The organism is Psychrobacter sp. PAMC 21119, from assembly GCF_000247495.1.
GTDB classification, from domain to species: domain Bacteria; phylum Pseudomonadota; class Gammaproteobacteria; order Pseudomonadales; family Moraxellaceae; genus Psychrobacter; species Psychrobacter glaciei.
Map to the genome: position 1 here is coordinate 20,018 of NZ_AHVZ01000030.1, position 10,158 is coordinate 30,175.

A 10,158-nucleotide genomic window follows, 5' to 3' on the forward strand; every position below is an offset into this window, starting at 1 on the left:
ATTCTTATTGTCAGGTAAGAATATGAGCGTTGCTACCTTATCTTTAGGTATGTCAGTTACTAAATAAGCGCATGACCTACTGAGAGTCAAGCCTTTGTCCTGTAGAAAAAACTATTCGACGATGACGTATCTACCAGTCGTAGGGTCGATAACGCGCTGCTGCAAGTCATTATCAGGGACACGGATAACTGGGAAAGTCTGGCTAATTTCTGTACTGTCGATTACCTCGGCATCTGCTGCTTCGCCAACGACGACGGTACGTCCAGCTTCTTCCACAGCAATGGCAGTACCGTTAGCCGTGTTGACACGTTTAATTTGATCCACGGGAGCGACGATTACTTCTTTTACCTGATACTTAGCGGGTCGAATAACACGAGTGGTTTCGATAATGACTGGCTCTACACTGCGCTCTTCAGTAATCGCAAGTTGTGCTTCTGGCGCGTCAGCTTCGGTGACTTCAGCCATAATCGGTGTCGGGAATTTGGTGCTAAAATGATTGTCACACTGTTGCATACTTAGACGGACAGGATTGCCGTTTTTGTTCATATAAACGTTGACTGGCATATCAGCAGCGATGGGAACGTATTTTCCGACCAAGGCACCCGACACCCCGTATCGACCATTCGATTGTCCAACGCCTAAATCACAAGCGCCTGCTGCATAGTCGCTAGTATTCAAGTTATTGCTGTCAACGACATTCTGTGGAATCATAACATCAGATAAGCGCATCTTTTTGACAGAGGTTTCACCAGCTTGGCGTTTGGGATTTTGATACGTATAAGGGGTATAAAATTTGGCTGAGCCATCTTTGACAGCAGTGACGCATTCGTCGTAACTGTCGTAGCCTACGTTGCCGTGAGTATCGGTCGTCATCCCAGCATTTGCATTACTGCCAATCATTGCCAGACCTGAGGTGATGACAGCGGCGGTCAATATATTCAATTTCATAGTTACTTCCTTTTAATTATAAATAGATGTGTTGTAGTCAGAATGGTGGCTTGCTTATAGGGCTTATTTTTATACTGAGTCATTAGTGAAATATTCACTTATTTAATAAATAACGCCATAACGCCATAACGTCATAATTTCTAATTCAATGTTTTTGCCTTAGTGTTTCTTTACTTTAACGTTTTTAATGCTACGTCAGTTGCTAATAGATGGCTGTGACATCAGGCTAAGAATGTGTAGCATAATGTATAAAAAAAGCGAAAACTGGCAACATTGTTCACCAAAAATGTACGTTATTATTATTTATTAACATCCGCTCGAAAGTCATGGGAAATTTCACCTATTAAAAAACCGTACCTTGTTACCAAGATACGGTCAGTAAAATTTAAGGCTTTATCGTTCTATAATCTATAAAAGTCTAACCCTCGACTATTTCGAAGCTAAGACCTGCATGCGTTTCTAGGCGCGTTAGCAGTTTATTGCCCATTGCAGATGCTGGCGTCCAAAACCCACCACAGACATCGTCTTTGCTAATATCTTGCGCTAAACACAAGGCCGCTTGTGCCAGCATGCGTGATGTACTGCCATAGCCAGGATCTTTGTCGCCCGTTACTTTGGTATTGATGGTGTCTTTATTGGTAGTTTGGCCAAAGAGACGAATATCGTAGTAACCATTATCTTGATCAGACTTCGACGGGCCAGAGCCAGCTTTTGGTAAAACGTGCTTGGACAGTAGCTCGCGACTTGGCTTAATCATCATCGCGGTGGCAAATCCTAACAGCCCAGCGCTCAGTGCATAGCTCGACAGCTTACCTTTTATGCCATCTGTCATCCACATCGCTTCGTCATACTTAAAGTCGCGTCCATATTCATAGCCGAGTAATTGGTTACTGCGATGTACGATACGGGTATTGATGCTTGCCATCACAAAAGGAGCCAACCAGCGTTTGTGCTCACTGTCATATTCTGGCTTGCTGATATTGGCTTGGCGCACGCTAGGCACGTCTTTATCATCATTAAGCAGATAAGGGTTTGCCACTTGCTTACGACGTGATTTATCTTGTCCCACTTCTTCAAAGATAGTGGCCATTGACGCAATCGTACCACCAGATAAGCCACCTTTCGCCGCTTTTACGCGCATGTGAATCACATCACAAGTGCTATCGAACTGAGCTTCTGCCTGCTGCTGGGTAAAATAAACGCCCAAATCTGACGGGATAGAATCAAAACCACAGGAGTTGACGATACGGGCACCACTCTCTTTGGCGGTCTCTTGGTATTTGTCCATCATGTCTTTGATAAAGATAGCTTCACCAGTGAGATCGACATAGTCTGTACCATTTTCGGCGCAAGACTTGATCAACGGCTCACCATATTTTAGGTAAGGGCCGACGGTTGAGATGATGACTTGTGTTTGTTTGGTCATCTTATCAAGACTGGCAGCGTCCTTACTGTTGGCTATAATGATGTCTACTTTGTTCTCAAGCTTGGACTGTAATTCGTTAAGCTTGTCTTCGTCACGACCCGCTATCGCCCACGTGACGCTATCACCATTTTTATTTTTGGCATCAGACAAAAAGCTTGTTAAATAATGGGCGGTAATTTGCCCAACGAAACTTGTCGCACCATATAAGACGATGGTGTAAGGACGCTGTTCGCTACTGGTCTGCTTATTATCATCTGCTGCATTGATAGTCTTTGAGGTATCCGTATTTGTAGCCATATTTATTATCCTTAATAAGTGTTTTTTATATGTAATCTCATACTGAATGGTAGAAATAAAAAATCATTTTTTATATGCCATTGACTCTATTCTAAGACATGTTGGCCGTAAGTAGAAACCCGTTAGTGTGAACTGTGATGGTTTATAGCAGACTATAAGAGGGAAATTCTAGGGATTGAGAAATATTTTACTATCTCTACATATAAATCTCGAAAAGCCAAGAAAAAATGTCAGCATATTAAGATTTGCTACAAAGGTTACATAACCTACCGATATTATTACCAAAATGAACGTTTATCGGTGCGAAATATTGCTAATCTATGTTTGTAAGCAGTTATAGGCAGTATTAAAAAAAACAACAATTTAAAATGGATATTGGATGAGGTAAGGCAAGTATTAGTAACGGTCGTTTATAAGGTCTGTTATATGTGTCTTAGTATCTGATTTTTGATAATTATTGAGGAGAAATCTATGTTTCGCTGGGCTATTATTTTTGCCGTAATCGCACTTATCGCAAGTTTCCTAGGGTTTGGCGGTGTCGCTGGACTGTCTGCAAACTTCGCATACATTTTGCTAGCATTGGCTGTGATCTTGTTCATCGTCGCGTTTGTTAGTCGTAAAATGTAATGATAACTTGAACGAAATAAGCGTTATTCAGTAATAAGAAAAAGTCCTCGATTGAGGACTTTTTTTATGGGGATTTTTTACTAAAGGTATTGCTTGAGGTATTAAATACGTCTCTATATATAAAAGAGGCGAGCTAAATAATTATAAATGTTTGGGCTGAACAATATGTTCCATGCGTTTAGCTAAGCGAATGTCAAGACTGGTAATACCGCCCGTATCATGGGTCGTTAGACGCACATCTACGACGTTATAAGTATTGTGCCATTCAGGATGATGTTCGAGTGCTTCGGCATGAAATGCAACTTGGTTCATAAAGCTTATGGCTTCGATAAAGTCGTTGAATTTATAGCTCTTAATGATACCGTTGCCATCGCGCTGCCAGCCAGCCAAGTCTTCTAGCTGTAGATCAATTTGTTTGTCAGATAAACTACTCATAGCGGTCTCCTTTATTATTATGTTGGATTTACTGGTTAAGCGTTCACTAGCTTTTATTCATTAATGGACTTCTGAGTTCTCATAAATGCCACATCGATTTTATAATTAGAATAGGACAAAAAACCCACCTACGTTTGATATCTTGTCACATATTTAACGATAAACATATGATTGTAGATAGCAAACAAATAGGAGGGTAGTGTGGCATCAATTGTTGGATTTTAATAGAGCTAAAGGATGGTATTCGGCTATACCAAGTCTTGATACTCAGGGTGCTTGCTGATGTAAGAGGCGACAAACGAGCACTGTGGCACGACTTTTCTATCCTGTTCGCGCGCATAGTCTAGCGCATGTTTGACTAGACCTGAACCGACACCGCGCCCACCCAATTCTTGCGGTACGATCGTATGGTCATAGACGAGCTTTCCGTCGCGTTCTTGATAGCTAATATAGCCAGTGTGACCATTGATTGAGGTCTCAAAACGTTTGGCTTGTTCATCATGGACAATATCTAAGTGTTTTTTGTCAATATTATCGTTCATATAGCACTCCATTTTTTATAAGTTTTCGCATTATTAATGTTTGTACCAAATGACTTGTTTTTATGATTAGTTATTTCTTTATGTGAGTCATTGCCAATCTTTATTATGAGTCATTGCTCATAGATATAATAGATACTTACGAATGCTTATGGTAAATACAGATAGGCGAAATGTTACCGTTCATTCTTATAACCTCTACTTGGCATAAAATAAGGCGTTTTGCACCACAGGCGGTAGATATTTACTTAAGCCGCGCATGAGTGGTTCATCTTTTGGTTCGACAACATTATTTGCATGTGCTGGTAGATTGGATTGCGCTTGCAAATGTGCCTGCCATTCTTCTGCACTTGGTTTGCTAAAATGCTTGATACGCCCTATTACTTGTTTGAATTGGCGACCAAACCGACCAGTGTTATAAGACAAGCCATACTTTTGGCAGATTGCCTGTACTTGTGGCGCGATACGCGCGTAATGGCGAGCGGGCATATCAGGGAAGATATGGTGCTCGATCTGGTGTGACAAATTACCCGTTAAAAGATGAAACCATTTGCTACCTTGAATATTACTAGAGCCAAGGATTTGACGGACATACCAGTCCCCTTTGCTTTCGTTAGCATCGAGATGGGTGTAGATATGCGCCTGTTCGGTAAAATGACCACAGAATATCACTGCCCACGTCCAAATATTGCGAGCGATATTGGCAGTGAGATTGCCACTCAATGTACTTATGCCGCTACGGCGCCCCAACGTTACTGCTGCTAAGGCTGGCAGGGCAATATAGTCTTTACCCACTTGTCGACCGATTTTGGCAAATAAGGCACGAGATTTCTGCTGCATGATGTTATGCAGATCAGGAGAGTCCGCATACTCATCGGTGCTGATTTGAATATCATGAAAAGCAACTGCCCACTCAAATCCAAGTGCCAGTCCTGCGGTACTAAGCAGGTTGTAGCGATCTTCTGGCACCCAAGGCTGCTCATCAGTCACTCGAATCAAATGATAACCCACATCATGATCGCGACCAACGATATTGGTGAACGTATGGTGTAGATAATTGTGCGAATGCTGCCATAGTGGGGCAGGACAAACTATGTCCCAATCAAACTGCTTACTATTCAGATGCGGATGCTGCATCCAGTCATATTGCCCGTGCATGACATTATGACCAAGCTCCATATTGTTTAAGATTTTGCTAAAACTTAATAAGGAAGTGCCCAATAACCAAGTCGCCACTATACGTCGTCGTGATGACAGTCGACCTGCGACAGCCAGTAGACCACGTGCTAGCACTTCACTATAGACGACGGTGGTATACACGCGCTGAATATAGCGAGCATCATCAGCACCCAGTGAGTCCATCACGCTCTGATACAGCGTGTTTAGCTCAGCAGCCAAGGCTTCTGTACGCGCTTTTGACAATTGCGAGCCGCTCAAAGTTGGATATAAACCTTGCTTTTGCGGTACAGTCGTTAATCCAGAAAATGTAGGCACGGCAGACTGTGCGGTGAACATAGAGGGTAATAAGCGCATAGATGGTCCTTAACCGAGACTGCTTAGGGTGTCAGACGACAGCGTCGGTCCAATGATTCAAGTGAGTTTTAGCATATAATATGCACCAATGTTAATCTATCGAAATCTGGTACAAGTTGCTGTATTTTAATTAGTTTACCTAGGGCATGTCATCAATTAGCACATTGATACATTTAGTGGTCTTATAGTGGTCTTAAAATGGCTAAATTTTGCCAAACATCGTCAGCAATTTTGTCAATATGTTCATATTTACGGCAATTTCTTCCTTGTTTGGCTGCAATTTTTCTCATTTTAAGCCTCACAATCTAAATGATGACACGCCCTAGGGCAGGTCTTAATCAAACAGTAATAATGATAAGAATAATTAATGAGTGAGCGGGGCTTTGTTTTTGGTTCATAAGGTGTTTTAAACGCTGTAAAACCGTTAATAAGGCGGTATAAACACTTTAATTCTATCTATAAAAAGTTTCTATGAGTCTCTATTAAAAACAGCTGCTTAATAGAAGCAACAGGCTTTATACATCTAAAATAACTTCTGTCATTGGTATATTGATACAGGTCTGAATAGACTCATAACCATTGCTGCTCACTTTGCCCGTTTGGATGTTTTTGACGACACCGCTTATTTTTTGGCAGCGACACAGCTGGCATATTCCTTGTCTACAACCATAGCTCAGCCGTATGCCTGCTTGCTCAGCCCCTAAAAGCAACGTGGTGCGACTACTAAACTGCTGCTGTCGCCCGCGTAAATATACCGTTTGCGCTGCTATATCTGCCGTTTTGCTTGACTCACCTGTGCCAACGTTCATATCAGCATCGGTCAATGTCGTGCCAAAATGTTCGATAATCACGTTGTCTCGTAGTGAGTGCTTGTTGGTTAAGCTCTCCTCCTCTGTTGGCGGGCTTAGTGTGTCAAGGGCGCGGTAAAGCCCTGCTAATAATGAGGATGAGCCGCAAGCGAATATCGTCGACTCTGCTAATGATAATGGTAGCAGTGATAAAGTTGCTGCGTCTAAGTGTCGCGTGCCTGCTAGCTGGCTACTGTGGCTACTGTGGTTATTTGGGTCAGTGGTATTAACCATATAGTAAGTAAAGTGTGGGTAGGTAGTGGCTAGTCGTTGCCAGTACGCTTGAAAAGGCGCTCTTGCCAATGTCGAACGATAATAATATAGCAAAGTAACGTGACGTCGTTGTGTCAATGCTTGAGTAATCAACCCTAACATTGGGGTAATACCGCTACCACCAGCGACAAATAAGAGGGGCAACTGCTCAGAGTGTGGCAGTCCAGTTTTTTGTTTGGCTAATTTTTCTGATGTATCCGCTAAGGTAAAGTCACCGCTCGGAACGCTACTATTAAAGACCGTACCAAGTGGCGCTTGTTTGGTCAGATAGTCCGAAACCAGCCCTTGCGATTTGATAGCAATAGTGACGGTAGCATGTAGAGTATTGCTAGCGCGACCCTCAGTATTATTAGCAACGGTGTTTTCTACAAGGTTTTTAGTGAAAATAGCATCATGTAAATTTTCTGGCTGAGGAAACAGCCCAACCAGCGAGTAACTGCGCTGGTGATGGATGCCATCGATAGGTACGGTCAAATGAATATATTGACCACCTTGCCAGCTATCATTGACCGAAAATGCCTGTCGTTTGAACGCCTGATTGACTTCAAATTGCAGCGCAATCAATTCTTCGTTGAGCACTTGCCGTGCCACAAGGCGAAGTTTTGGTGTGGTCAATGACCAAAACGGATGCAGGCGCGACCCAATAAAATCAACGAACGCGCGTTGGATAATCTCAGGGCGGTAGCCGGTCGTCATAGAATACCTTTTATCATATGCTTTTCAATCATTGTAAAGTCGTGCGTTTGACTGCTCACTTAACTGCTTTTGCCGTCGCTTTTATCAGCGTTTATACATATTAGAACAGACAAAATAACTCTACAATTATTAAAATATTTTATTAAGAATATCTAATATCTTAACGGCTATTTATTAATTTTGCGAAAAATTTGCTGCAACTTTTTGTGGGGTTTATAAAACAGAAGCGTATCAGGGTGATATGATTATTGTTCAAATTAGGTCTTATACTGACTATTATAGGCTGCATTTAAGCAAATAATCTTGTGCTGATAGGTGTAAAAACTTGCGCTTATAGGTGCAAAAATACGAAATCAATGCCAAAGAGTGCTAAAGCCATCTACTAGCTTGCAGGGTATGCGCCACAATGCGATAATGGCCTATAATTTGTAACCCTGATTTTGAGGTGCAGCACGCTTGGCATCATTGCTAAGTATGATTTGCTTGCCTCTTCTATGCAGTCTATCGGAGTGTTAATGGCTCAATATATTTACACGATGAACAACGTGTCAAAACTTGTTCCACCTAAGCGTGAAATCCTAAAAAATATCAACCTATCGTTTTTTCCGGGTGCCAAAATCGGTGTACTCGGTATCAACGGCTCAGGTAAATCAACCTTGCTGCGCATCATGGCAGGTGTGGATACAGAATTTAGCGGCGAAGCACGCGCGCAAACGGGCACCAAAATCGGCTATTTGCCGCAGGAACCACAGCTTGATGACAGCAAAGACGTACGTGGTAACGTCGAAGACGGCATGCGCGAAGCGTTAGATGCGCTCGCTCGTTTAGATGCTATTTATGCTGAATACGCTGAGCCTGATGCAGATTTCGATAAACTTGCTGAAGAGCAAGGCAAAATGGAAGACATCATCCAAACATGGGATGCCCATAACTTAAGCACTCAGTTAGAAAAAGCCGCTGATGCCTTACGTCTGCCGCCATGGGATGCAGATGTTAGTAAACTGTCAGGTGGTGAAAAACGCCGTGTGGCGCTATGTCGTTTGCTATTATCACGCCCTGATATGCTATTACTTGACGAACCGACCAACCATTTGGACGCCGAATCTGTCGCATGGCTTGAGCAGTTCTTGCAGAACTACAGCGGTACTATCGTTGCTATTACCCATGATCGCTATTTCTTGGATAATGTCGCGCAGTGGATTTTGGAGCTTGACCGTGGCCATGGCTATCCGTATGAAGGCAACTACACTGAGTGGCTAGAGCAAAAGAACACGCGTCTAGAGCAGCAGAATAAGCAAGAAGAATCTTTTGCTAAAGCACTGAAAAAAGAGCTTGAGTGGATTCGTAAAAACCAAAAAGGCCAACAAGCCAAGTCTAAATCTCGTGTACAACGCTTTGAAGAATTGAACTCAACAGAGTTCCAGCAGCGCAACGAGACGGCTGAGATTTACATTCCACCTGGTCCACGTTTGGGTAACAAGGTTATTGAGATTAATGACATCTCTAAATCATTTGGCGATCGCTTGCTCTATGAAAACCTAAGTTTTAACGTCCCAGCAGGTGCTATCGTCGGTATTATTGGTCCAAATGGTGCGGGTAAAACCACGCTATTTAACATGATTACTGAACGTGATACGCCAGATACTGGAACCGTTGATTTGGGTGAAAGTGTCAAAGTCGCTTATGTTGGTCAGGTACGTGACAACTTAGACGATAGCAAAACCGTTTGGGAAGAAGTGTCTGACGGCCTCGACATCATCACTGTTGGTGAATATACCACGCCAAGTCGTGCTTATATCGGTCGCTTTAACTTTAAAGGCTCAGATCAGCAGAAGCATGTCGGGCAGTTATCTGGCGGTGAGCGTAACCGCTTGCAACTGGCGAAGACGCTAAAGCAGGGTGCGAACGTATTACTCCTCGATGAACCATCAAACGATTTGGATATCGAAACCTTGCGTGCGCTAGAGGATGCGATCCAAGTATTCCCAGGTACCGTCATGGTCGTGTCGCATGATCGCTGGTTCCTTGACCGTATCGCCACCCATATCTTGGCGTTCGAAGAAGAAGGCCCTGTTTGGTTCGATGGTAACTACTCTGAGTTTGAGACCTACCGTAAAAAGACCATGGGTGATGCTGCCACTCCTAAGCGTATGAAGTATAAGAAGATTACGAACTAATACGGCTGTTTAGACTATTCAAACGCAATAAAAAAGACCTCTAATCGTGAACTGACCCCCATAAGTTGGACACAACTTATGGGGGTTATTTTGTGAAGTATGACATCGACTTTAAACTAAGGGTGATAGCCTATTATCAACAAGGACATTCAGGCATTGCTACCGCAAAGCATTTTAATATTAATGATAAAGATGTTTTTAAGTGGGTAAACCAGTATTTAAAAGACGGTATACTTGCAATCAAACCTAAAGCTGGCAAAGCCATCTACAGTAGCGAGTCCAACACCACCAAGTAAAAAAACTCAACGTGCATCAACTTGTACCATTTGACTGAGCTGCCAAGGCACACAGGGATAGGA

Annotated in this window: 9 protein-coding genes; 3 read left to right on the forward strand and 6 right to left on the reverse strand. The window is 42.7% G+C overall.

Annotated elements, in window-relative coordinates:
- Positions 1 to 111: 111 nt before the first annotated feature.
- Together RH96_RS10885 and RH96_RS10890 are read right to left on the reverse strand one after the other, a co-directional pair.
- The gene (locus RH96_RS10885) at positions 112 to 948 is read right to left on the reverse strand and encodes a hypothetical protein (protein WP_010200873.1); all 837 of its coding nucleotides are present in this window, start codon (positions 946 to 948) and stop codon (positions 112 to 114) included.
- A gap of 418 nt (positions 949 to 1,366) precedes the next feature.
- A complete protein-coding gene (locus tag RH96_RS10890; protein WP_010200880.1) occupies positions 1,367 to 2,671 on the reverse strand; it encodes a saccharopine dehydrogenase family protein in 1,305 nt (434 codons plus the stop codon).
- A 471-nt stretch (positions 2,672 to 3,142) separates the two neighbouring features.
- Here RH96_RS10890 and RH96_RS14835 point away from each other — a divergent pair, with 471 nt between their 5' ends.
- The gene (locus tag RH96_RS14835) at positions 3,143 to 3,298 is read left to right on the forward strand and encodes a DUF1328 domain-containing protein (protein ID WP_010200882.1); all 156 of its coding nucleotides are present in this window, start codon (positions 3,143 to 3,145) and stop codon (positions 3,296 to 3,298) included.
- 141 nt (positions 3,299 to 3,439) lie between these two features.
- Here the strand turns inward: RH96_RS14835 and RH96_RS10900 are convergent, their stop codons facing one another.
- From RH96_RS10900 to RH96_RS10915, 4 genes are all read right to left on the reverse strand, one after another.
- Positions 3,440 to 3,733: a 4a-hydroxytetrahydrobiopterin dehydratase gene (locus tag RH96_RS10900; protein WP_010200883.1), complete on the reverse strand. Its 294-nt coding sequence runs from the start codon at positions 3,731 to 3,733 to the stop codon at positions 3,440 to 3,442.
- Between the two features lie 248 nt (positions 3,734 to 3,981).
- Complete coding sequence (locus RH96_RS10905; protein ID WP_010200884.1) at positions 3,982 to 4,275, reverse strand: GNAT family N-acetyltransferase; 294 nt, start codon at positions 4,273 to 4,275, stop codon at positions 3,982 to 3,984.
- 195 nt (positions 4,276 to 4,470) lie between these two features.
- Positions 4,471 to 5,805, reverse strand: a complete 1,335-nt coding sequence (locus tag RH96_RS10910) for a fatty acid desaturase family protein (protein WP_010200885.1) — start codon at positions 5,803 to 5,805, stop codon at positions 4,471 to 4,473.
- Between the two features lie 515 nt (positions 5,806 to 6,320).
- Positions 6,321 to 7,622 carry a flavin reductase family protein gene (locus RH96_RS10915; protein ID WP_010200886.1) on the reverse strand — a complete coding sequence of 434 codons (1,302 nt, stop codon included), beginning with the start codon at positions 7,620 to 7,622 and terminating at the stop codon, positions 6,321 to 6,323.
- A 515-nt stretch (positions 7,623 to 8,137) separates the two neighbouring features.
- On the opposite strand from RH96_RS10915, the gene ettA reads away from it, so the two are divergent.
- Positions 8,138 to 9,799 (forward strand): energy-dependent translational throttle protein EttA, encoded by a 1,662-nt coding sequence (gene ettA, locus RH96_RS10920; protein WP_010200887.1) that lies wholly within the window; start codon positions 8,138 to 8,140, stop codon positions 9,797 to 9,799.
- Between the two features lie 92 nt (positions 9,800 to 9,891).
- Positions 9,892 to 10,095, forward strand: a complete 204-nt coding sequence (locus tag RH96_RS10925; RefSeq protein ID WP_010200890.1) for a helix-turn-helix domain-containing protein — start codon at positions 9,892 to 9,894, stop codon at positions 10,093 to 10,095.
- Positions 10,096 to 10,158 lie beyond the last annotated feature (63 nt).